Source organism: Lichenicoccus sp. (assembly GCF_965277665.1).
In the GTDB taxonomy this organism is placed as follows: domain Bacteria; phylum Pseudomonadota; class Alphaproteobacteria; order Acetobacterales; family Acetobacteraceae; genus Lichenicoccus.
The window spans coordinates 409,886-432,218 of record NZ_OZ255835.1 but is presented as its reverse complement, the minus strand read 5'-3'; the positions used below and the strand labels follow the sequence as shown (position 1 = coordinate 432,218).

Annotated in this window: 19 protein-coding genes; 11 read left to right on the top strand and 8 right to left on the bottom strand. The window is 69.1% G+C overall.

Annotation, left to right across the window (positions count from 1 at the left end):
* Positions 1-55 precede the first annotated feature (55 nt).
* The 3 genes from ACQY4O_RS01980 to ACQY4O_RS01970 are packed head-to-tail and all read left to right on the top strand — an operon-like array spanning position 56 to position 8,312.
* Positions 56-3,262: an efflux RND transporter permease subunit gene (locus ACQY4O_RS01980; RefSeq protein WP_428374566.1), complete on the top strand. Its 3,207-nt coding sequence runs from the start codon at positions 56-58 to the stop codon at positions 3,260-3,262.
* Positions 3,259-6,738: an efflux RND transporter permease subunit gene (locus ACQY4O_RS01975; RefSeq protein ID WP_428374565.1), complete on the top strand. Its 3,480-nt coding sequence runs from the start codon at positions 3,259-3,261 to the stop codon at positions 6,736-6,738. The genes ACQY4O_RS01980 and ACQY4O_RS01975 overlap by 4 nt, the downstream gene beginning before the upstream one ends.
* An 11-nt stretch (positions 6,739-6,749) precedes the next feature.
* Complete coding sequence (locus ACQY4O_RS01970) at positions 6,750-8,312, top strand: efflux transporter outer membrane subunit (protein ID WP_428374564.1); 1,563 nt, start codon at positions 6,750-6,752, stop codon at positions 8,310-8,312.
* Between the two features lie 11 nt (positions 8,313-8,323).
* Here ACQY4O_RS01970 and ACQY4O_RS01965 read toward each other — a convergent pair whose 3' ends face one another.
* The 3 genes from ACQY4O_RS01965 to ACQY4O_RS01955 all read right to left on the bottom strand — a co-directional run bounded on the left by ACQY4O_RS01965 (position 8,324) and on the right by ACQY4O_RS01955 (position 10,564).
* Positions 8,324-8,617, bottom strand: a complete 294-nt coding sequence (locus ACQY4O_RS01965) for a type II toxin-antitoxin system RelE/ParE family toxin (protein ID WP_428374563.1) — start codon at positions 8,615-8,617, stop codon at positions 8,324-8,326.
* Positions 8,605-8,877, bottom strand: a complete 273-nt coding sequence (locus tag ACQY4O_RS01960; protein WP_428374562.1) for a CopG family ribbon-helix-helix protein — start codon at positions 8,875-8,877, stop codon at positions 8,605-8,607. The genes ACQY4O_RS01965 and ACQY4O_RS01960 overlap by 13 nt, the downstream gene beginning before the upstream one ends.
* Positions 8,878-9,124: 247 nt before the next feature.
* On the bottom strand, positions 9,125-10,564 hold the full coding sequence (locus ACQY4O_RS01955) for an undecaprenyl-phosphate glucose phosphotransferase (RefSeq protein WP_428374561.1): 1,440 nt from the start codon (positions 10,562-10,564) through the stop codon (positions 9,125-9,127).
* A 186-nt stretch (positions 10,565-10,750) separates the two neighbouring features.
* On the opposite strand from ACQY4O_RS01955, the gene ACQY4O_RS01950 reads away from it, so the two are divergent.
* Positions 10,751-11,059: an acyl carrier protein gene (locus ACQY4O_RS01950; RefSeq protein WP_428374560.1), complete on the top strand. Its 309-nt coding sequence runs from the start codon at positions 10,751-10,753 to the stop codon at positions 11,057-11,059.
* 32 nt (positions 11,060-11,091) lie between these two features.
* Here ACQY4O_RS01950 and ACQY4O_RS01945 read toward each other — a convergent pair whose 3' ends face one another.
* From ACQY4O_RS01945 to ACQY4O_RS01935, 3 genes are all read right to left on the bottom strand, one after another.
* The gene (locus ACQY4O_RS01945) at positions 11,092-11,742 is read right to left on the bottom strand and encodes an SGNH/GDSL hydrolase family protein (protein WP_428374559.1); all 651 of its coding nucleotides are present in this window, start codon (positions 11,740-11,742) and stop codon (positions 11,092-11,094) included.
* Positions 11,743-11,753: 11 nt separating this feature from the next.
* Entirely contained in the window at positions 11,754-12,692 is a 939-nt protein-coding gene (locus tag ACQY4O_RS01940; RefSeq protein ID WP_428374558.1) for a 2-hydroxyacid dehydrogenase, read from the bottom strand.
* A 188-nt stretch (positions 12,693-12,880) separates the two neighbouring features.
* The gene (locus tag ACQY4O_RS01935) at positions 12,881-13,654 is read right to left on the bottom strand and encodes an SDR family oxidoreductase (protein WP_428378074.1); all 774 of its coding nucleotides are present in this window, start codon (positions 13,652-13,654) and stop codon (positions 12,881-12,883) included.
* 173 nt (positions 13,655-13,827) lie between these two features.
* Here ACQY4O_RS01935 and ACQY4O_RS01930 point away from each other — a divergent pair, with 173 nt between their 5' ends.
* From ACQY4O_RS01930 to ACQY4O_RS01900, 7 genes are all read left to right on the top strand, one after another.
* Positions 13,828-14,883, top strand: a complete 1,056-nt coding sequence (locus ACQY4O_RS01930; protein WP_428374557.1) for an L-idonate 5-dehydrogenase — start codon at positions 13,828-13,830, stop codon at positions 14,881-14,883.
* A gap of 25 nt (positions 14,884-14,908) precedes the next feature.
* Positions 14,909-16,477: a sugar ABC transporter ATP-binding protein gene (locus ACQY4O_RS01925; RefSeq protein WP_428374556.1), complete on the top strand. Its 1,569-nt coding sequence runs from the start codon at positions 14,909-14,911 to the stop codon at positions 16,475-16,477.
* Positions 16,474-17,514, top strand: coding sequence for an ABC transporter permease (locus ACQY4O_RS01920; RefSeq protein ID WP_428374555.1), 1,041 nt, complete (start codon positions 16,474-16,476; stop codon positions 17,512-17,514). Before ACQY4O_RS01925 ends, ACQY4O_RS01920 begins: the two co-directional genes overlap by 4 nt.
* An 80-nt stretch (positions 17,515-17,594) precedes the next feature.
* The gene (locus ACQY4O_RS01915; RefSeq protein ID WP_428374554.1) at positions 17,595-18,689 is read left to right on the top strand and encodes a substrate-binding domain-containing protein; all 1,095 of its coding nucleotides are present in this window, start codon (positions 17,595-17,597) and stop codon (positions 18,687-18,689) included.
* 3 nt (positions 18,690-18,692) lie between these two features.
* Positions 18,693-19,619, top strand: a complete 927-nt coding sequence (locus tag ACQY4O_RS01910) for an SMP-30/gluconolactonase/LRE family protein (RefSeq protein WP_428374553.1) — start codon at positions 18,693-18,695, stop codon at positions 19,617-19,619.
* Positions 19,620-19,622: 3 nt separating this feature from the next.
* Positions 19,623-20,696 (top strand): LacI family DNA-binding transcriptional regulator, encoded by a 1,074-nt coding sequence (locus ACQY4O_RS01905; RefSeq protein WP_428374552.1) that lies wholly within the window; start codon positions 19,623-19,625, stop codon positions 20,694-20,696.
* Positions 20,689-21,462 carry an SDR family oxidoreductase gene (locus ACQY4O_RS01900; RefSeq protein WP_428374551.1) on the top strand — a complete coding sequence of 258 codons (774 nt, stop codon included), beginning with the start codon at positions 20,689-20,691 and terminating at the stop codon, positions 21,460-21,462. Before ACQY4O_RS01905 ends, ACQY4O_RS01900 begins: the two co-directional genes overlap by 8 nt.
* Before the next feature lie 203 nt (positions 21,463-21,665).
* Here ACQY4O_RS01900 and ACQY4O_RS01895 read toward each other — a convergent pair whose 3' ends face one another.
* Both ACQY4O_RS01895 and ACQY4O_RS01890 read right to left on the bottom strand, forming a co-directional pair.
* The gene (locus ACQY4O_RS01895) at positions 21,666-21,839 is read right to left on the bottom strand and encodes a DUF1328 domain-containing protein (RefSeq protein ID WP_321986381.1); all 174 of its coding nucleotides are present in this window, start codon (positions 21,837-21,839) and stop codon (positions 21,666-21,668) included.
* 152 nt (positions 21,840-21,991) lie between these two features.
* Positions 21,992-22,246 (bottom strand): CsbD family protein, encoded by a 255-nt coding sequence (locus ACQY4O_RS01890; RefSeq protein ID WP_428374550.1) that lies wholly within the window; start codon positions 22,244-22,246, stop codon positions 21,992-21,994.
* Positions 22,247-22,333 lie beyond the last annotated feature (87 nt).

The following is a 22,333-nucleotide window of genomic DNA, read 5'->3' as shown; positions in this document are numbered from 1 at the left end:
GCGTCGGGAACCGTTGCGGCCTCGGGAACCGTTGCGGCCTCGGGAACCGTTGCGGGTGAACCCGTCGCGCCTGTTCATCGAGCGGCCGGTCGCCACCACGCTGCTCATGCTGGCCCTGCTGATGGGCGGCCTGCTCGGCTACCATTTCCTGCCGATCTCGGCGCTGCCGCAGGTCGAGTATCCGACCATCGAGGTGCAGACCTTCTATCCGGGCGCCGGCCCGGACGTGATGGCGACGTCGGTCACGGCGCCGCTCGAGACCCAGCTCGGCCAGATGCCGGGGCTCGACCAGATGTCCTCGCGTTCGTCGGGTGGCGCCTCGGTCATCACGCTGCGTTTCGGACTGACGGAGAGCATGGATGTCGCCGAGCAGGAGGTGCAGGCGGCGCTGAACCAGGCCAACTCGCTGCTGCCCTCGGACCTGCCGGCGCCGCCGATCTATGCCAAGGTCAACCCGGCCGACAGCCCGATCCTGACGCTCGGCATTACCTCGCGCACGCTGCCGCTGACCGAGGTCGAGGACTATGTCGATACCAGGCTGGCGCAGAAGCTCAGCCAGGTCAGCGGCGTCGGGCTGGTAACGCTGACCGGCGGCAACCGCCGCGCGATCCGGGTCCGCGTCAACACCCGCGCGCTGACCGCGCGCGGGCTTGCCATCGACGACCTGCGCACCACGATTGCCAACGTCAACGTCAACTCGCCGACCGGCACCTTCGACGGGCCGCTGCGGTCCTCGCAGCTCAAGATCGACGGCCAGATCGCCGCCCCCGAGACGCTCGCCAACCAGGTGATCGCCTACCAGGACGGCGCGCCGATCCGGTTGCGCGATGTCGCCACCGTGGTCGAGGGGCCGGAGAACAGCCAGCTTGCGGCCTGGTCGAACACCACGCCCGCCATCATCCTGAACGTGCAGCGCCAGCCGGGTGCCAACGTGATCGCGGTGGTGGACGACATCAAGGCGGTGCTGCCGGAACTCGAGAGCACGATGCCGGCCGGCATCAGCATCACGCCGCTGACCGACCGCACCACCACCATCAGGGCGTCGATCGCCGACGTCGAGTTCGAGCTGATGCTGGCGGTGGCGCTGGTGGTGCTGGTGATCTTCATCTTCCTGCGCAACCTGCCGGCGACGCTGATCCCGAGCCTGTCGGTGCCGCTGTCGCTCGTCGGCACGCTGGCGGCGATGTACCTGATGGGGTTCTCGCTCGACAACCTCTCGCTGATGTCGCTCACCATCGCCACCGGCTTCGTGGTCGACGACGCCATCGTCATGATCGAGAACATCGCCCGCTACATCGAGATGGGCGAGAGCCGCATGCAGGCGGCGCTGAAGGGGGCCGGCCAGATCGGCTTCACCATCGTCTCGCTGACGGTCTCGCTGATCGCGGTGCTGATCCCGCTGCTGTTCATGGGCGACGTGGTCGGACGGCTGTTCCACGAGTTCGCCATCACGCTCGCGGTCACCATCGTGATCTCGGCGGTGGTCTCGCTGACGCTCGTGCCGATGCTGTGCGCGCGGATGCTGCGCGAGGAGCCGCACGGCTCGGGCAATGCAATCTCGCGGCGCCTGGAATACATGCTCGACCGGTTGATCGCGGCCTACGGGCGGGCGCTGGCGGTGGTGCTGCGGCACCAGCCCATCACCCTGGTGGTCGCGCTGCTGACGCTGGCGCTGACCCTCGCACTCGCCGTGGTGATCCCCAAGGGCTTCTTCCCGGTGCAGGATACCGGCGTAATCCAGGGCATCTCGGTGTCCGACCAGACCACCTCGCTGGCCGCGATGTCGGTGCACCAGCAGGCGCTCGGGCGCGCCATCCTCTCGGATCCCGACGTGGTGAGCCTGTCCTCGTTCATCGGCGTCGACGGCCAGAACATGACGCTCAATTCCGGGCGCTTCCTGATCAACCTCAAGCCGCACGACGACCGGGCGGACACCGCCCAGGGCGTCATTGCGCGCCTGCAGCAGGAGGTGGCGGGGACCACCGGGGTGCGGCTCTACATGCAGCCGGTGCAGGACCTGTCGCTCGACACCGCCACCTCGGCGACGCAGTACCAGTTCGCGCTCGAGAACCCCGACGCGCAGACCTTCCGCGAGTGGGTGCCGAAGATGATGGACCGGCTGCGCCAGGAGCCGTCGCTGGCCGATGTCGCGTCCGACCTGCAGGCGGCGGGGCTGACCGCCTTCATCGACCTCGACCGCTCGACCGGCGCGCGCTTCTCGATCACCCCGCAGACCATCGACAACGCGCTCTACGACAGCTTCGGCCAGCGCCAGGTCTCGACCATCTACACGCAGTCGAACCAGTACCGGGTGATCCTGGAGGCCGATCCGCGCTTCCAGGCCAGCCTCGCCAACCTCAACCAGATCTATCTGCCCGGCACCACGGCCACCGGCGCCACCGCGGCCAGCACCAGCGTCACCAGCACCACCGGCACCACGGCGGCGCGCTCGCCGACCGGCGGCCTGGTCCCGCTGCCGGCGGTGGCCTCGGTGCGCCTGGCGACGGCGCCGCTGCTGATCAGCCATCTCGGCCAGTTCCCGTCCACCACGATCTCGTTCAACCTCGCACCCGGGGCCTCGCTCGGCGAGGCGGTCGACGCCATCGAGCGGGTGGAGGGCGCGATCGGCCTGCCGGCGAGCTTCCAGACCTCGTTCCAGGGCACTGCGGCGGCATTCCAGGCCAGCCTGGGCAACGAGGCGTTCCTGGTGCTGGCGGCTCTGGCGGCGGTCTATATCGTGCTCGGCGTGCTGTACGAGAGCTTCATCCATCCGGTCACCATCCTGTCCACCCTGCCCTCGGCCGGCATCGGCGCGCTGCTGTCGCTGATGCTGTTCGGCATGGATCTCGACGTGATGGGGATCATCGGCATCGTGCTGCTGATCGGCATCGTGAAGAAGAACGCGATCATGATGATCGACTTCGCGCTGTCCGCCGAGCGCGAGCACGGGCTGGCGCCGCGCGAGGCGATCGCCCAGGCGGCGACGCTGCGCTTCCGGCCGATCCTGATGACCACGCTGGCCGCCATGCTGGGCGCGCTGCCGCTGATGCTGGGCACCGGCACCGGCTCCGAGCTGCGCCGGCCGCTGGGTGTGGCGATCGTCGGCGGGCTCGCACTCAGCCAGTTGCTGACCCTGTTCACCACGCCGGTGATCTATCTCTACATGGACCGGCTCGGGCAGCGTGGACGCCGCTGGTTCGCGCGCCATGACGCCGCGCGGCCGGAGCCGGACGCACCGCCATATGGCCGTCCCGCCGAATGAACATCTCGCGCCCGTTCGTGCTGCGCCCGGTGGCGACCACGCTGCTGACGCTGGCACTGCTGCTCGCCGGCGCCTTCGCCTATGTGAAGCTGCCGGTGGCGCCGCTGCCGCAGGTGGATTTCCCGACCATCCTGGTGCGCGCGCAGCAGCCGGGCGGCTCGCCGGACGAAGTGGCGACGTCGGTGGCCGCCCCGCTGGAGCGCCATCTCGGGCAGATCGCCGGCGTCACCGAGATGACCTCGCAGAGCGTGCAGGGCCAGGTCCAGATCGTCGTGCAGTTCGACTTCTCGCGCGACATCAACGGCGCCGCCGGCGACGTGGAGGCCGCGATCCAGGCGGCGCGGGTCGACCTGCCGACCTCGCTGCGGCAGAATCCGAGCTACTTCAAGTTCAATCCGGCGAACTCGCCGATCATGATCCTGACGTTGACCTCGGCAACAAGGACCATGCCGGAGCTGTTCGACTACGCCACCAACGTGCTGCAGCAGAGCCTGTCTTCGATCCGTGGCGTCGGGCGCACCGAGCCGGGCGGTTCCTCGCTGCCGGCGGTGCGCGTCGAGATGAATCCGCTGCCGCTGTTCAAGTACGGGATCGGCTTCGAGGACGTGCGCGCGGCACTGGCGTCCGCCAATGCGGACAGTCCGAAGGGCTTCATCGACCAGGGTCCGCGGCGCTACCAGCTCGACACCAACGACCAGGCGCGCCGCGCCGCCGACTATCGCGACCTGATCATCGCGTATCGCAACAACTCCCCGGTGCGCCTGAAGGACGTATCGGAGATCACCGACAGCGTCGAGGATTTGCGCAATCTCGGGCTGTATAACGGCATCCCCGCGGTGATCGTGCTGATCTATCCGCAGGCGGACGCCAACGTCGTCAAGACCACCGACCAGATCAAGGCGATGCTGCCGACGCTGCGCGCGGCGCTGCCCGGCGGCGTCGAGCTGCATCTGGCCATCGACCGCTCGGCCACCATCCGCGCCTCGCTCGCCGACACCCAGTTCACGCTCGCGGTCTCAGTGGCGCTGGTGATCATGGTGGTGCTGGTGTTCTTGCGCACGTGGCGCTCGACGCTGATCCCGGCGGTGGCGGTGCCGACCTCGATCATTTCGACCTTCGCCGCGATGTACCTGCTCGGCTTCTCGCTCGACAACCTCTCGCTGATGGCGCTCACGATCGCCACCGGCTTCGTGGTCGACGACGCCATCGTCGTGCTGGAGAACATCGCGCGGCACATGGAGGCCGGCATGCCCCGCCGCGAAGCGGCGCTGCTGGGCGCGCGCGAAGTGGGCTTCACGGTGCTGTCCATCACCGTCTCGCTGGTCGCGGTGTTCACCCCGATCCTGCTGCTCGGCGGCATCGCCGGACGGCTGTTCTTCGAGTTCGCGATGACGCTGACGCTGACCATCCTGGTCTCGTTCGTGCTCTCGCTCACCACGGTCCCCATGCTCTGCGCGCTCGTGCTGCAGGTGCGCCCGCACGGGGCCTTGCCGCAACCGCGCGCGGTGGGACGGCTCGGGCGGTTCTTTGCCGGCCTGTCCTCGCGGGTCGAGATCGCGCTCGGGGCGATGCAGGAGGGCTACGAGCGCAGCCTGTCCTGGGCGCTGCGACATCGCAGGCTGGTGGTGCTGACGCTGCCGCTGACCATCGGGCTCACCGTGCTGCTGTTCAACCGGATGCCGAAGGGGTTCTTCCCGAACGAGGATGTCGGTCTGCTGATCGGCACCGTGCGCGGCGAGCAGTCGATCTCGTTCCAGAACATCAGCGGCAAGCTCCGCGAGGTCGAGCAGGTCATCATGGCCGATCCGGACATCGACAGCGTGTCCGGCTATACCGGCGGCGGCGACCACGGCGCCAATACCGGCATGGTGTTCATCCAGCTCAAGGACATCGCGCGGCGGTTCGACAGCACCGATGCCACCATCGCGCGGCTGACCGCCAAGCTGTCGCACATGACCGGCGCCGACTTCTTCCTGCGCTCGGCGGCCGATGTGCGGGCCGGCGGCCGGCAGAGCAACGCCAACTACCAATACACGCTGCAGGCGGATAATTCCGACCTGCTCTATGAGTGGATGCCGAAGCTGGAACGCGCGCTGCAACGGCGGCCGGAGCTGACCGATGTCAGTTCGGACGTGCAGCAGGGCGGTCCGGCGACGGAGGTGCAGATCGACCGCGACACCGCGGCCAAGCTGCAGATCACGCCGCAGCTGATCACCAACACGCTGTACGACGCCTTCGGGCAGCGCAGCGCCTCGGTGATCTACAACGCGCTCAACCAGTATCACGTCGTGATGGAGGTGGCGCCGCGCTACTGGCAGAGCTCGGCCATCCTGTCGCAGATCTGGGTCAGCACGGCGGGGGGCACCGCCAACGGCAGCACGTCGAGCAACACCATCCGGGTGGCGACACCGGCCAGCGGAACCGGGGGCACGGGCACCGGCAGCACCACCGCCGGCGGCGCGGCCGCCGCCAGCGGCACGAACACCGCGAGCACCGGCACTTCGAGCACCGGCACTTCGAGCACGGGCACCTCGAGTGCGGGGTCAACGACGGCGGGTACCGCCTCGGGCAGCACGCCCACCACCGGCACGCAATCGACCAGCGCCCAGTCGCTGGCCAACAGCATCAGCAACAGCCTCGCCAACGGGCGTGGCACCTCGAACGGCTCGGCGGTGTCGTCGTCGGCGGAAACCATGGTGCCGCTGTCGGCGGTGACCCGGATCGTGCAGTCGACCACGCCGCTGCAGGTCAACCACCAGGGCAACTTCGTGGCCGCCACGGTCTCGTTCAACCTCGCCGAAGGCAAGTCGCTGTCGGATGCCGCCAGCATCATCCAGGACACGATGGTGGCGATCCGCATGCCGGCGGCGATCCACGGCAGCTTCGCCGGCACCGCGGCGCAGTTCCAGAAAACCGTCAGCAACGAGCCGCTGCTGATCCTGGCGGCGCTGGTCGCGGTCTATGTCACCCTCGGGGTGCTGTACGAGAGCTATATCCACCCGATCACCATCCTCTCGACGCTGCCGTCGGCCGGTGTCGGCGCGATCCTCGCGCTGCAATTGTTCGGCGAGGAGTTCTCGCTGATCGCGATGATCGGCGTGATCCTGCTGATCGGCATCGTGAAGAAGAACGCCATCCTGCTGGTGGATTTCGCGCTGAATGCCGAGCGCACCGAAGGCCTGTCGCCGTTCGACGCCATTCACAAGGCGTGCCTGCTGCGCTTCCGGCCGATCATGATGACCAGCTTCGCGGCAGCGCTCGGGGCCTTGCCGCTGGTGTTCGGCCATGGCTACGGCAACGAGCTGCGACGGCCGCTCGGCCTCTCCGTGGTCGGCGGCCTCATCGTCAGCCAGGCGCTGACGCTCTACACAACCCCGGTCGTGTATCTGTATCTCGACCGGATGCGACACTGGTGGAACGCACGGCGCTGGCGCCGTGGCGGCCACCGGCCACTGCAGGACGCTCCCGCCGAATGATCTCCCGCCCGATGATGCGCACCTCCAATCGCGCCAGGCTGATGCTTGGCTGCACCCTCGGGCTGGGCCTTTGCGTCGGCGGCTGCATGGTCGGGCCGGACTATGACCGCAGGCCGGCGATCGTCTCGCAGCGCTTCAAGGAGCTGCAGCCGGCGCCGGGCTGGCAACGCGCCATGCCGCAGGCGGCAGCGTTCCCCAAGGGCGAGTGGTGGCGCCTCTACAACGACCCGGTGCTCTCGGCGCTCGAGGCGCAGGTCAGCATCTCGAACCAGAACGTCAAGGTGTCGGAGGCGGACTACCGGCAGGCGCGCGCGATCGTCGACGAGGCGCGCGCCAGCCTGTTCCCGACCGTCACCGGCACCCCGGCGATCACGCGCCAATCATCCGGCGGCAGCAGCAGCGGCTTCTCGAGCGGCACGACCGGGGCGAGTACGACTGGGGCGAGCACCACCGGCAGCACCGGCTTCGGCGGCAGCACGATCACCAACTACCAGCTCGAGGCCAGCGTGAGCTGGGACCTCGATGTCTGGGGACGCATACGCCGCCAGATCGAGAGCGACGTTGCCAGCGCGCAGGCGTCCGCCGCCGATCTCGCCAACGCGACGCTGTCCTACCAGGCGACGCTGGCGACGGATTATTTCGACCTGCGCACCGAGGACAGCCTGCAGATGCTGCTCGACCGCACCGTCGCCAGCTACGAGCGCTCGCTGCAGGTCACCCAGAACCAGTACAATGCGGGACTGACGGCGGCGACGCCCTCGGCGCTGCTGCAGGCCGCGACGCTGCTGGAGCAGACCCGGGCGGAGGCGGTCAATGTCGGTGTGCTGCGCACCCAGTACGAGCATGCGATCGCGGTGCTGACCGGCCGGCCGCCGGCGGAATTGACCATCGCTCCGGCGCCGCTGACCACCGTGATCCCGGCGATCCCGGTGAGCCTGCCGGCGACCCTGCTGCAGCGCCGTCCGGACATCTCGGCCGCGGAACGGACGATGGAGGAGGAGAACGCGCTGATCGGGGTCGAGGTGGCGGCGTTCTATCCCGACATCAGCCTGTCGGCGCTGTATGGCTGGAGCGGCAACCCGATCGGCTCGCTGATCCAGGCGTCGAACCGCGTCTGGTCGCTCGGCGCCAGCGCCAGCCAGATTTTGTTCGAGGGCGGCCTGCGCACCGCGAGCGTGCAGGCGGCGCAGGCGGCGTATGATGCCCAGGTCGCCACCTACCGGCAGACGGTGCTCGGCGCTTTTCAGACCACCGAGGACGACCTGTCGGCGTTGCGCATCTATGAGCGCCAGGCGGTGGCGCAGGCGCGCGCGGTGTCGCTGTCCGAGCAGGCGGTGACGGTCGCGTTCAACGAGTACAATGCCGGCACGGTCGACTACACCACCGTGGTGACCAGCGAAGCCACCGCGCTCAGCAACGAACAGACCCTGCTCACCATCCAGCAGGACCGCATGGTCGACAGCGTCAGCCTGATCGAACAGATGGGTGGCGGCTGGAACATACGCGACCTGCCGAGCAAGGGCTCGCTGCAGACGAGCGATCCGCTGGTGCCGGCGTTCCTGGAAAAGAATTGATCAAGCCAGGGTCAGTAGCCGGCTGCTTTCTGATGCCGGAATGCCAGCACGAAGACAGCTTCCTCATCAGGCACATACCGATAGAGCGCCACGTAGCCGGCTTCGCCGAAGCCGATCACCAACTCGCGCAGGTCCGGTTGATCGTCGACCGGGCGGCCTATGTCGGGTGCACTCTCCAGCAGCAGGAATTGGCGCTCGATCAGCGCGCCGGCCCGTTTGGCCGCACGCAGGTCCTTCTCCAGTAGGAATGCCCGACATTTCTCAAGCCCCGCAATCGCCCCGGCTGTGACGACTACTCGTGGCACGCCGGCGCTTCGGAACCCTCTTCGCTACCCCAACGACGCAACCAGTCTCGCGTCTCGTCGCCGGTCAGGTGCTGGCCCGTCTGCCGGTATCCCACCCAGGATGCCAAGGCCTCATGGCGGAAGCTTTCGCGCGCCTCCTCGCGCTCGACAAACTGCTGGATGGCCTCGCGCATGATCCAGTGCGCGGATCGGCGCCGGCTGGCGGCCAGATGTTGCACCCGCCCCTTCAAGGCGTCGTCCAGCTTGATGGATACCGCCATGACCCCATCTCCAAGGTAGTACCTTTAGATACCTAGCAGAGGGCCACTCCTCGTGTCCAGAATCACTCTAACGTTGTTGTCCCAGAGAGGCTGTTTGAAAACGCCTGCTGCTGGATGAGAGCGGCCCGCAGGGACGCGCCCGGCGTGGCTTTCCGAGCACCGCAGCGCAGCGGCCGTCTGGCCGTGAGCAGTGGAGCGGAGGAAAGCCGCGTCGGATCGCCAGCAGCAGGCGTTTGCAAGCGGCCTCTCAGAACGCGGTCCGGCTGCGCACCTCTCCGAGCAGCGTGCGGATCATGATCTCGATGTCGAAACGGATCGACCAGTTCTCGATATAGAACAGGTCGCACGCCACGCGCTGCTCGATCTGGTCGACGGTCTTGGTCTCGCCGCGCCAGCCATTGACCTGCGCCCAGCCGGTGATGCCGGGCTTGACCCGGTGGCGCAGGGCGTACTGCTGCACCACCTCGGTGAACAGGCGGTCGGCGGCCTTGGTGTTCGGCGCGTGCGGCCGCGGGCCGACCAGCGACATGGTGCCGTTCAGCACGTTGAAGATCTGCGGCAGCTCGTCGATCGACAGCTTGCGGATGATGCGGCCGACGCGGGTGATACGCGGGTCGTCACGGGTGGTCTGCCGGTCGGCGAGCAGGTCCGTCATCGCGGTGTGCATCGAGCGGAACTTGTAGCAAAGGAACGGACGGTTGTTGAAGCCCATGCGCGGCTGCCGGAACAGCACCGGCCCGGGGCTGTCGAGCTTGATCGCGATCACGGTGAGCAGCAGCAGCGGCGACAGCAGCAGCAGCGCCAGCAGCGCGATGCTGCGGTCGAGCAGCGCCTTCTCGATCGCCTGCCAGTCCTTCAGCGGCGCCTCGCGCACGGCCACCACCGGGTTGCGTCCGACCACGTCGAACTGGGTGTAGTCCAGGCCCAGGCGCGGCAGCTCGGTGGTCAGCACGATGTCGGCGACGGTGGAGCTGAGCTGCTCCATGATCGTCTTGATGCGCTCGGCGGCGGTCAATGGCAGGGCGACCACGATGACGTCCACCCGCTCCTCGCGCGAATGCTGCACGAGGTCGCTGACGGTGCCACGCAGCGGCACGTCGAGCGGCATCTCCGGCATGCGCGACATCCGGTCGTCATAGAGGCCGATCACCCGGTAGGCGCCCGGCTCCTCGCGCAGCCGCTCCATGAACACCCGGCTGTGTTCGCCGGCGCCGACGATGGCGACCTTGCGCGCCAGCCTGCCACCGCGGCTCCAGCGCCGCAGCAGGCGCACCAGCGGCAGGCGGCTGGCACCGGTCAGCACGGCCGCCACCGCGCCCCAGACGAACGGCCAGCTCCGGAACGGCAGGTTGCCGTGATACAGCACGAACAGGCAGGCGATCAGGCAGAATGCCCCGAAGGCCAGCGGCCGGACGAGACGCCGGATCTGCGCGATCCCGGACATCAGCACCGACTGGGAATAGCCGCCGGCTCGCGCCAGGCTGAGGCTCGCAGCCAGTGCCGCCGCCCAGGCGGCGGGCTCGATCGGGCCCTTGGGGTAGCTGCCATAGACCGCGGTCTCGATCCTGATCGAGAGATAGCCAGCCACGATCAGCAGGACCAGGTCGAAGACGCGGACCAGGCTGGCAATCACCGGAAACGAGATGGTCTGCGAACGGGCGCAGGCGGGGTCTGGAATGGCCAACATTATCCTGGGCTACCGGCGGCTTGCGTTGCGGGATGTCGTTTCGTTATAGCTACAACGATGGCCGCACGGCGCTAAGATTTAAATTCAGGGTTGTAACGAAAAATCGGTGGCGGAGACGGATGGGGCCTTGCACACGGTTTCGTGATCTGGCACTATAACGAAGTTGTGACGATAAGGCATCCGCCCATGACCGAACTTCTGGAAAGCTCGATACTCAGCAAGGTGATCGGCGCCATCGATCGAACCTGCTTCCTGCGCGACGTGCAGATCACCGCCCAATCGCGGTTCGAGGAGGACCTCGAGCTCGACAGCATCGACCTCATGGAGGTCGTGCTGCATCTGGAGGACCTGTTCGCAACGGTGATCAAGGCCGAGGCGATCGCCGGCTTCTACGGCGTCCAGGACGTGGTGCGCCATCTCAGCGGCCGCTTCTTCGCCGATGCCGATGTCGGGGACGAGGACGAGGACGCCGTCATGATCCCGGTCGCCGCCTGAAGGCTACCGCCTCCGCCGGCTAGCCAGCCGCGTCAGTCGCGGAACATCGTTCCGATCCTGCTCGCCAGCGCCGCCGCCAGGGCCGCATGCTGGTCTGCCTCGAAATGGATGCCGTCGACCGCGCTGACCTGGGCAATCGCGCCGGCATCGAGGAAGTCGGCGCCGCAGCGCTCGGCGATGGTCCGGGTGAGCGGCGCCAGGCGCCGGGATTTCGCCGCCCCGCCGCTGAACATCGCGCCGAGACAGCCGGTCTCCTTGATCGGCACCGGCGAGACCACGAGCAGAAGCGGCCCCTGCCCGTCCTGCCCCGCGGTGCCGACGCGCACCTCGGCGAGCAGGACGCCGACCGAGGCGGCGATGTCCTCCGGCGTCATCGCGAAGCGCGCCTTGAGATCGTTGGTGCCCAGCATGATCACCACCAGGTCGAGCGGCAGATGGCTCTCCAGGCAGGCGCGCAGGGTACGCAGGCCGTTGCGGTGCCGCCCCTCGATCGGATCGTCATGCAGCGTGGTGCGCCCCGGCAACCCTTCCTCGATCACCCGCCATCGCTCGCCGAGCGAGGCCCGCAGCCGGCCCGGCCAGCGTTCGGTCTCGCCGTAGCGGCCGAACAGGCCCGGTGTGTGCAGCGGCTTGGTGCCGTGGGTGTTGGAATCGCCGTAGCAGAGGATCGTGCGAACCGGCATCCCTGCGCTCCTCAGACGACCGGCGTCGGCAGCGGGCGCCCGGCGAAATAGGCGTCCAGGTTGTCCAGCATCAGGTTGCCCATCGCCTCGCGGGTCTCGCGCGTGGCGCTGCCGACATGCGGCGCGAGTGCGACGTTCTCCAGCCCCAGCAGCGCCTGCGGGACATGCGGCTCGTCGGCGAACACGTCCAGCCCGGCGCCGCCCAGGCGGCCTTCCAACAGGGCGGCGACCAGCGCGTCCTCGTCGACCACCGAGCCGCGGGCCACATTGACCAGCACGCCCTCGGGGCCGAGTGCCGCGAGCACCGCGCCGTCGATCAGGGCGCGGGTCGCGGCCGACGCCGCGGTGGCGACGAACAGCACGTCGGAGGCCGCGGCGAGAGCCGTGACGTCGGCATGGTAGTCATGCGGCACCTGCTTGCGGTTCGGCCCGCTATAGGCGATCCGGCCGCCGAAGCCGGCCAGCCGGGCTGCGATCGCGTGGCCGATCCGGCCGAGGCCCACGATGCCGTAGCGCAGGCCGGACGCCCTGCGCGCGAGCGCCTGCGGGCCGCTCGGCCACAATCCGTCGCGCACATGCCGGTCGGCGGCCGGCAGCCGGCGCATCACGTTGAGCATCAGGGCCACGGCAAGGTCGGCGACGTCGTCGGTCAGCACGTCGGGCGTGTTGGTCACGCGGACCCCCGCCGTCCTGGCATGATCGAGATCGACCCGGTCGTAGCCGACGCCATTGATCGCGACGATGCCGAGATCGGGCAGCCGATCGACCAGATCGTTGGTGATGCCGAGATGGCCCCCGGTGACCACTGCGCGCACGCCGGCGGCATGCTCACGCAGCCAGTCCTCCCGCGCCGGCTCGGCAGGCCACTGGTGCACCTCGTAGCGCGCGGCCAGCGTGTCATGCGTGGACGGCAGCAACGTGCAGAGCTGCAGCAACTTCGGACCCATCATGGTCTCCCTGAAAGTAGTTGTTATCGCAGAGGCTGTTTGAAAACGCCTGATGCTGGATGAGAGCGGCCCGCAGGGCCGCGGCCGGCGTGCCTTTCCGAGCACCGGAGCGGAGCGGCCTCAGGCCGTGAGCACCGGAGCACAGGAAAGGCGCGTCGGATCGCCAGCAGCAGGCGTTTGCAAGCAGCCTTTCACAGGACGGACAGGACGCCGCCATCGACATAAATCACCTGGCCGTTGACGAAATCCGACGCGCGCGAGGCGAGAAACACCGCAGCCCCGCACAGTTCCTCGACCCGTCCCCAGCGCCCGGCCGGCGTGCGGCCGCGCAGCCAGGCGTCGAAGGCCGGATCGTCGCGCAACGGCCGGTTCAGCTCGGTCTCGAAATAGCCGGGGCCGATCGCGTTGATCTGCAGCCCGTGCTTCGCCCAGTCTGCGCACATGCCGCGGGTCAGCATCTTCACCGCCCCCTTGGACGCGGTGTAGGGCGCAATCGTCGGGCGCGCCGCCTCGCTCTGCAGGCTGGCGATGTTGATGATCTTGCCGCGGCCGCGCGGGATCATCCGGCGCGCCACCGCCTGGCCCACGAAGAACACGCTGTCGAGGTTGGTACGCATCACCTCGCGCCAGGTCTCGACCGGGAAGTCCTCCAGCGTGGTGCGACGCTGGATCCCGGCATTGTTGACCAGGATGTCGATGGCGCCGCATTCGGCCTCGATGCGGGCGATGCCGGCCGCCACCGCATCCGGATCGGTGACGTCGAAGCCCCCGATGCCGTGGTCCGCGCCGATCGCTGCCTCGCCCAGGGCCGCAGCCGCGGCTGCGCGCCGGCCCGGGTCGCGGCCGTTCAGCACCACGCGTGCCCCGGCCTCGATCAGGCCGCGCGCCAGCGCCAGCCCGATGCCCTGGCTCGAGCCGGTCACCAGGGCAAGGCGTCCGCTCAGGTCGAACAGGTCGGAGGTCATGTTCACCAGCCCTTGTCCATGCGGGCCGCATCATTGCCGCTTTAGAATCCTCCGCAAGTGGGGCGCCGCACGGGGGACTTCCGCGTTTCGCGAAACGGTGGCATAGCGATGTGCACGGTCACATCCAACCCGCAGCATAGGCGGGACGGCCAGAGCCTACCGGGAGGCTATCGATGCTTGCAGCCAGGCTGCATGGCGCGCATGACCTGCGCGTCGAGGAGGTCGCGGACCGTGCGCTTGCCTCCGGGGAGGCTCGCGTGCGGGTCGCCATGGGCGGCATCTGCGGCTCCGACCTCTCCTATTACAACAAGGGCGGCGTCGGCGACTTCAGCGTGCGCGAGCCGCTCACCCTCGGCCACGAGGTGTCCGGCACCGTTGCCGAGCTGGCCGCGGACCCGCTCGGTCTGGCCGAACCCGGGCTGGCCGTGGGCTCGCGTGTCGCGATCAATCCGAGCCGGCCCTGCCTGCACTGCCAGGCCTGCCGCGCCGGCCGGTCGAACCTGTGCCGCAGCATGCGGTTCCTCGGCAGTGCCGCGCTGATGCCGCATGTGCAGGGCGCGTTCAGCGAGAGCGTGGTGGTGCGCGCCGACCAGTGCGTGCCGGTGCCCGACAGCATGACGCTGACGCTCGCCGCCTGTGCCGAGCCGCTCGCCGTGGCCCTGCACGCGGTGCGCCGGGCCGGCGAACTCGCCGGACGCCATGTGCTGGTCGCAGGCTGCGGGCCGATCGGGCTGCTCTGCCTTGCCGCCGCGTTGTTCGCAGGCGCGGCCAGCGTGCATGTCACCGACCTGTTCGAGGCGCCGCTGCGGATCGCGCGCCAGATGGGCGCGTTGCGCACGATCGACGTCCGCGCCGATCCGGCCGCGCTGGAGCAGGCGGCCGCGGATCGCGGCGGGTTCGACGCCGCCTTCGAGGCGACCGGGGCCAGTGCCTCGCTGGTCGGCATGCCGGCGCTGATGCGCCCCGGCGGCCGCATCGTCCAGCTCGGCATGCTGCCCAAGGGCGGCGTGCCGCTGCCGGCCAACCTGCTGATGGCGCGCGAGATCGACCTGGTCGGCTCGTTCCGGTTCCATGAGGAGTTCGCCATCGCGGTGGCCGCACTCGCCAGCGGGCGCATCGACATCGCCCCGATCCTGTCCGGCACGATGCCGCTGCGCCGCGCCGACGAGGCGTTCCGGCTCGCGGGCGACCGGCAGCGCGCCATCAAGGTGCATCTGGACCTCGCCTGACCGGCGGACGCAGGGAACCACGTCGATGAGTGCCGCACTCGCCGAGACCAGCCGGACCGTGCCCGCCCTGCTGGCCTTCGAGCAGGTCAGCAAGCGCTTCGGCGGCACGCTCGCCGTCGACGACGTCTCGCTCACCCTGCACGAGGGGCAGATCCTGGCGCTGCTGGGCGAGAACGGCGCCGGCAAGTCCACCCTGATCAAGGCGCTGGCCGGCATCCACACGCCCGACCAGGGCCGCATCCTGTTCCGCGGCGAGCCGTACCGGCATCTTGCGAGACGCCGTGGACGCGCCGCGGCGGGAGACGGCCGGCAGGTCGCCTTCATCCACCAGGATCTCGGGCTGATCGACTGGATGACGGCGGCCGAGAACGTGGCGCTGGGGGTCGGCTACCGGCGCCGGTTCGGGCTGATCTCCTGGTCGCAGAGCCGGGAGCAGGCGCTCCACGCGCTGCGCACGATGAGTGCCGACATCGATCCGGACGCGCGCATCATGCATCTCAGCCGCACCGAGCGCTCGCTGGTGGCGATCGGCCGGGCGCTGGCGGCGCAGGCGCAGGTGCTGGTGCTGGACGAGCCGACCGCCAGCCTGCCCGCCGACGACGCCCTGCGCCTGCTCGCCGTGCTGCGTGATCTGGCAGCCACCGGGATCGGCATGATCTACGTGTCGCACCGGCTGGACGAGGTGTTCCGGGTCGCAGACAGGGTCGCCGTGCTGCGCGACGGGCGGCTGGTGGCGGCCCACGGGATCGCCGACACCAGCCCGTCCGACCTGGTGACAATGATCGTCGGCCGACCGCCCGAGCAGGTGTTCGCCAGGCCCGGCACCGCCGGCACCGAAGCCTGCCTGACGCTGCACGGGCTGGTCGCGGGCGACGCCGGACCGGTCGATCTCACATTGCGGCGTGGCGAGATCGTCGGCCTGGTCGGGCTGCGCGGCGCCGGCCAGGACCATATCGGCCGCGCGCTGTTCGGCTGCCGGCCGATCGAGGCCGGCACGGCGACGCTGGCCGGCGCTCCGTACCATCCAGGCTCGCCCTCGGACGCCATGCAGGGGGGCGTCGGGCTGGTCGCCGGCGACCGTGTCGCCGAGAGCCTGGGCATGAAGCTGAGCGTGCGCGAGAACCTGTTCCTCAACCCGGGTGCGAGCGGCCATGCCCTGCTGGGCCTGCTGTCGCCGGCGCGCGAACGGACCGACACCATCCAGGCCGGCGCGCGCATGAGCCTGCGGCCGAACGACCCGCGCTTGCCGGTGGAAACGCTCTCGGGGGGCAACCAGCAGAAGGTGGTCCTCGCCCGCTGGCTCGGGCTCGCCACCCGGCTGCTGATCCTCGAGGAGCCGACCGCGGGCGTCGATGTCGGCGCCAAGGCGGAGATCTACGCCCTGCTGCAGACCGCCCTCGAACAGGGGCTCGCGATCCTGGTGGTGGCGACCGACTTCGAGGAGGTCGCCAATATCTGCCACCGCGCGCTGGTGTTCAGCCAGGGCCGGGTGTGCGCCGAGATCGCCGGCGCCGACCTGTCCGTCGCCAGCCTGCTGCAGGCCGCCTCGGCCGGCGGCCAGGCGCCCCCGCCTCTCCAGGAATCTCCGACATGAACTCGCTCCGATCGACAGCGCTGGAACCGCAGCCGGGTGCGCTGCGAGGTGCGAGCCTCGGCCGCCGTATCGCTGTGCTGCTGCCGGTGTACGGCCTGGTGGTGCTGGCGGTGCTGCTGGCGATCGCCTTTTCGCTGATCCTGCCGGACTCGTTTCCGACCTGGCTGAACCTGCGCTCGATGCTGAGCGACAAGGCGGTGGTGGCGATGCTGTCGCTGGCGGCGACGGTGCCGATGATGACCGGCAAGATCGACCTCACCGTCGGCTACGGCGTGGTGCTCTGGCACATCCTGGCGATCTCGCTGCAGATCAACGGCGTGCCCTGGCCGCTGGCGGTGCTGATCGTGCTCGCACTCGGCGTGGGGTTCGGACTGCTGAACGGGCTGCTGGTCGAGGTGGCCCAGATCGACAGCTTCATCGCAACACTCGGCACCGGCACCGTCACCTATGCGGTGGCGCTCTGGTGGACCGGCGGCCGGCAGGTCATCGGCCGCCTGTCGCCGGACTTCTTCCTGATCGACACCGCCAGCATCGCCGGCATCCCGGTGCCCGCCTTCTACGTCATCGGGCTCGCCTTCCTGCTCTGGCTGGTCTCGGCCTACACGCCGCTCGGCCGCTATCTCTACGCGATCGGCGCCAATCCGCGCGCCGCCGAACTCAACGGCATCCCGACCCGGCGCTACGTGATGCTGGCCTTCATGGCGTCGGGCCTGATCACTGCGATCGCCGGCGTCGTGCTGGCCTCGCGGCTACGCGTCGGGCAGGCCAGCGTCGGGCTCGACTACCTGCTGCCCGCCCTGGTCGGCGCCTTTCTCGGCTCGACCACGATCAATCCGGGCCGGGTCAATATCTGGGGCACCATCGTCGGCGTGGTGATCCTGGCGATCGGCATCTCCGGCATCGAACAGCTCGGCGGCGCCTTCTGGGTGGAGCCGGCCTTCAACGGCGCCACCCTGCTGTTCGCCATCGGGCTGGCCGGCTGGACCGGGCGCCGCCGGCTGCAGGTGCGCGTCAAGGCCGCCGGCAAGCAGGCATAACAGGCACCGCCGCGGGCGGGTCACGACAAGGGGGGACAAACCATATGAGCATCCAGGGCACGCGAAGACGCCAGGGGTTGGTGGGCACGACAGTCGCGATCGCGGTCGGGCTCTGCCTCGCCGCGCCGCCTGCCGCCCGCGCCCAGGACGCGGTGGCGCAGGCGCGCGCGACCGTCCAGGCGGCCACCGCACCGGCGGCGAGTTGGGATGGTCCGACCAGCGGCCCGAAGGCGGCGGCCGGCAAGACGGTGGTGTATATCGCCGGCGACATGCGCAACGGCGGCATCCAGGAAGCCGGCGACGGCGTCAAGCAGGCCGGCCAGCGCATCGGCTGGACCATCCGGGTGCTGGACGGCCAGGGGAGCGTGTCGGGCGTGCATTCGGTGTTCAGCCAGGCGATCGCGCTGAAGCCGGACGGCATCGTCATCGGCGGTTTCGACATCGTGCAGAACGCCGAGAGCATCCGCCAGGCCGAGGCGCAGGGCATCAAGGTGGTGGCCTGGCATGGCGCCGCACATCCCGGTCCGGTCGCGGCGCAGCACGTGTTCACCAACATCGGCAGCGACAGCGCGCGCGTCGCCGAGGTGGCGGCGGACTACGCGATCGCGCAGAGCAACGGCCATGCCGGCGTCATCATCTTCACCGACAGCGCCTATGCGATCGCGCTGTCCAAGGCGCGCATGATGGAGACGGCGATCAAGCGCTGCCCGGGCTGCCGCGTGCTGTCGTTCGAGGACACGCCGCTGGCCGAGACCTCGACCCGCATGTCGCAGCTCACCACCTCGCTGCTGCAGCGCTTCGGCAAGACATGGACCTACACGCTGGCGATCAACGACCTCTATTACGACTTCATCGGGCCGCCCTTGATCTCGGCGGGTGCGGACGCCGCCGGACCGCCGGTCAACATCAGCGCCGGCGACGGCAGCAACTCCGCCTACGAGCGTATTCGCAGCGTGCAGTACCAGGCCGCGACCGTGCCGGAGCCGCTGCTGCTGCAGGGCTGGCAGGCGGTCGACGAGCTCAACCGCGCCTTCGCGGGAAAGCCGCCCTCGGGCTACGTCGCGCCGGTGCATCTGGTGGTGGCGAAGAACGTCGATGCCGACGGCGGCAAGCATGATTTCTACGATCCGGCGAACGGCTACCGTGACGCCTACGCCAAGATATGGGGAAAATGACGGATGGCTGAAGCAGAGGTGTCGGACTGCGAGATCATCGATCCGCGCTTCAGGCGCTACCTGGTGCACAGCGTGCGCATGCAGCGCCTTGGCGACGGGTTTCGCTGGACCGAGGGCCCGGTCTGGATCGCCGACGCCGACTGCCTGCTGTTCAGCGACATCCCGAACAACCGCATCATGCGCTGGATCGAGGGCGTCGGCATGTCGGTGTATCGGCAGCCGAGCCGCTACTCGAACGGCCACACGCGCGACCGCGAGGGCAGGCTGATCTCCTGCCTGCACGGCCAGCGTGCGGTGGTGCGCACCGAGCATGACGGCAGCGTCACGGTGCTGGCCGACCGGTTCGAGGGACACCGGTTGAACTCGCCGAACGACGTGGTGGTGAAGTCGGACGGCTCGATCTGGTTCACCGACCCGCATTACGGCATCGTCATGGACTACGAGGGCGAGGGTCGCGCCGAAGAGGAGCTGTCCACCAACGTCTATCGGCTCGACCCGCGCACCGGGGCGCTGCGGGTGGTCAGCGATGCGTTCGCCGGCCCCAACGGCCTGTGCTTCTCGCCCGACGAGCGCAAGCTCTACATCGCCAATACCGGACGCATGAACGAGGAGGGCGGCGCCCGCGAGATACGCGTCTTCGACGTGCTGGACAGCGATGCCGGACGGCTCTCGGAGGCGCGATTCTTCTACAAGCCGGACATCGGGATCGCGGACGGCTTTCGCGCCGACGAGGACGGCAACATCTGGACCAGCGCCGGCGACGGCGTGCATTGCGTCACCCCGCAGGGCGAGCTGCTCGGCAAGCTCAGGACGCCGCAGACGGTGTCGAACGTGGTGTTCGGCGGCCGCGCCCGCTCGCGGCTGTTCATCTGCGCCACCTCCGAGGTGCATGCGATCTATCTGAACACACGCGGCGCCGTCCCGACGTAGGAGATGATCACGCGCAAGGCCACCCTGCGCGACGTCTCCCTGCTCGCGGGAGTGTCGCGGATGACGGTCGCGCGCGTGCTCAACCGGTCCGATCTCGTGCGGCCGGCGACAAGGGCTCGGGTCGAGCAGGCGGTATCGGCGCTCGGCTACGTGCCGGACCGCGCCGCCGGCAGCTTGTCCACGCGGCGCAGCGGGTTCGTCGGACTGGTGCTGCCGACCCTGAACAACGGCAACTTTGCATCGCTGGCGGAAGGACTGACCGAGGCGCTGCGTCCGGCCGGCTATGAGGTGCTGATCGGCTACACGACCTACAGCGTCGCCGAGGAGGAACGCCAGATCCGCACCATGCTGGCCCGGCGTCCGGAGGCCCTGGTGCTTGCCGCGACCAACCACAGCCCGGCGACACGCCGGCTGCTGGATCACCAGCGTCTGCCGGTGATCGAGATCGCCGAACTGCCTTCGCGGCCGCTGGCGCATGCGATCGGCATCTCCAACGAGGCGGTGGGCCGCGCCGCCGCCGGCTACCTGCTCGGCCTCGGCCATCGCAGGCTCGGCGCCATCGGCCCGGGACGCGCAGGCGATCGCATCGATACGAGGGGGGAGGCCAGGTTGCGCGGGTTCGTGGCCGCGGTGCGCGAGGCCGAGATGCCGACCGCGGTCGCTCTCGCCGAAGGCGGCCTGCCGAACTCGTACAGCCAGGGTGCGAGTGCGATGGCGGCGCTGCTGTTGCAGGCGCCGGAGGTGGAGGCGGTGTTCGCGATCTCGGACCTGTCCGCGGTCGGCGCCCTGATGGAGTGCCAGCGGCGGGGCATCGCGGTACCGGACCGCATCTCCCTGCTCGGCTTTGGCGATTTCGAGGTCGGCCAGCAGCTGGTGCCGCCGCTGAGCACCATCGCGACCGACTTCCCCGGGATGGGCCACAGCGCCGGCCGGATGATCATCGACCTGCTCGCGGCGGCCGCCGCGGTGCCCGCTCTCGACCAACGCCTCGACATCGGCTTCAACCTGCTGGCACGCGGCACCACGCGCACCACGGCCGCGACATCGCATGAGCACAGGGGAGTTCTCCATGCCTGACGCAACCGCATCCCCGGCAGCCGCCAGGATCGCCCTGGTGACCGGCGCCGGCAGCGGCATCGGTCGCGCCGTCGCCCTGGCCCTGCTGGCGGATGGATGGTCCGTGGCACTCTCCGGCCGCACGCCCGCGACCCTGACCGAGACCGCGGAGCAGGCGAGCGACGCACGCGACCGGATCCTGGTGCATGCGACCGACGTCGCGGACCCCGCTTCGGTGGATGCGCTCTATGCCGCGCTGCGCGCGCGCTTCGGCCGGCTCGACCTGCTGTTCAACAATGCCGGCATCAGCCTGGCCGCAGCACCGGACGAGCTCTCGTTCGCGGACTGGTCGCGTGTGGTCTCGATCAACCTGACCGGCTCGTTCCTGTGCGCCCAGGGCGCCTTCCGGCTGATGCGCGAGCAGGCGCCGCAGGGTGGCCGGATCATCAATAACGGCTCGATCTCGGCGCACGCCCCGCGCCCCAACTCGATCGCCTACACCGCGACCAAGCACGCCGTGACCGGGCTGACCAGGTCGCTGTCGCTCGACGGTCGCCGCCACGGCATCGCCTGCGGGCAGATCGACATCGGCAATGCGCTGACGCCGATGGCGGCCCGGATGAAGGGCGGCGTGCCGCAGGCGAATGGCGAGATGATGCCGGAGCCGGTGATGGATGTCGCCGAGGTGGCACGGTCGGTGCTGTTCATGGCCTCGCTGCCGCCGGATGCCAACGTGCAGACGATGACGGTGATGGCGACCAACATGCCGTTCGTCGGCCGCGGCTGAGAGGCTATTTGCAAACGCCTGTTGCTGGCGATCCGACGCGGCTCTCCTCCGCTCCGGTGCTCACGGCCAAGAAGGCCGCTCCGCTCCGGTGCTCGGAGAGCCACGCCGGCCGCGGTCCTGCGGACCGCTCTCATCCAGCAGCAGGCGTTTGCAAGCAGCCTCTCACGAGAAAGCCCGGGGTGAAGGGGGCCGGGCGGCGCCGGTTAGAAGATCGCCTTGCCGGCCATGACGCCGAGCACCAGGAAGATCACGAACACCACGATGCAGATGAAGAACAGGATCTTCGCGATGCCGGCACTCGCGGCGGAGACGCCGCCGAAGCCGAAGATGCCGGCGATGATCGAGATGACCAGGAACAGCAGGGCGAGCTTGAGCATTGAGCGGAACTCCGAGGCGATGGACGGGCGGGCTTTGACCTAGAACCTTGTCCGTTCACACTAGTTCACAGACAAGGCTCTAGCTCTTTGTTTTGGCGAGCATCTCAATCTGATCAGCCGGTCCGTCTGATCGGGCGATGCTCTAGCGGACTTCAGCGGCGCGCGAGGATCGCGCCGAGGATGAAGCCCAGCCCGGTGGCCACGCCGAGTGCCAGCAGCGGCTGGTCGGCGGCCAGGTCGCGCACGGTGTCCAGCGCCTCGCCATAGGCGCCCTGCGCCTGGCCGGCCGCCGCGCGCGCCTTGCCCTGCACCTGGGACGCCGTGTCGCCCAGCAAGCCGCCGGCGCCGTCCTGCACCCGGCCGATGGCTTCCTCGGCGGCGCCCTGAATGCGGTTGGTATCGACCATTGCTGCTTGCTCCTGTGACTGTCTTCGCTGCGTGCGCTCCGACCGGGACGCGCCGCACGGGCCTGACAACGCGCCACGGTTGCGGTG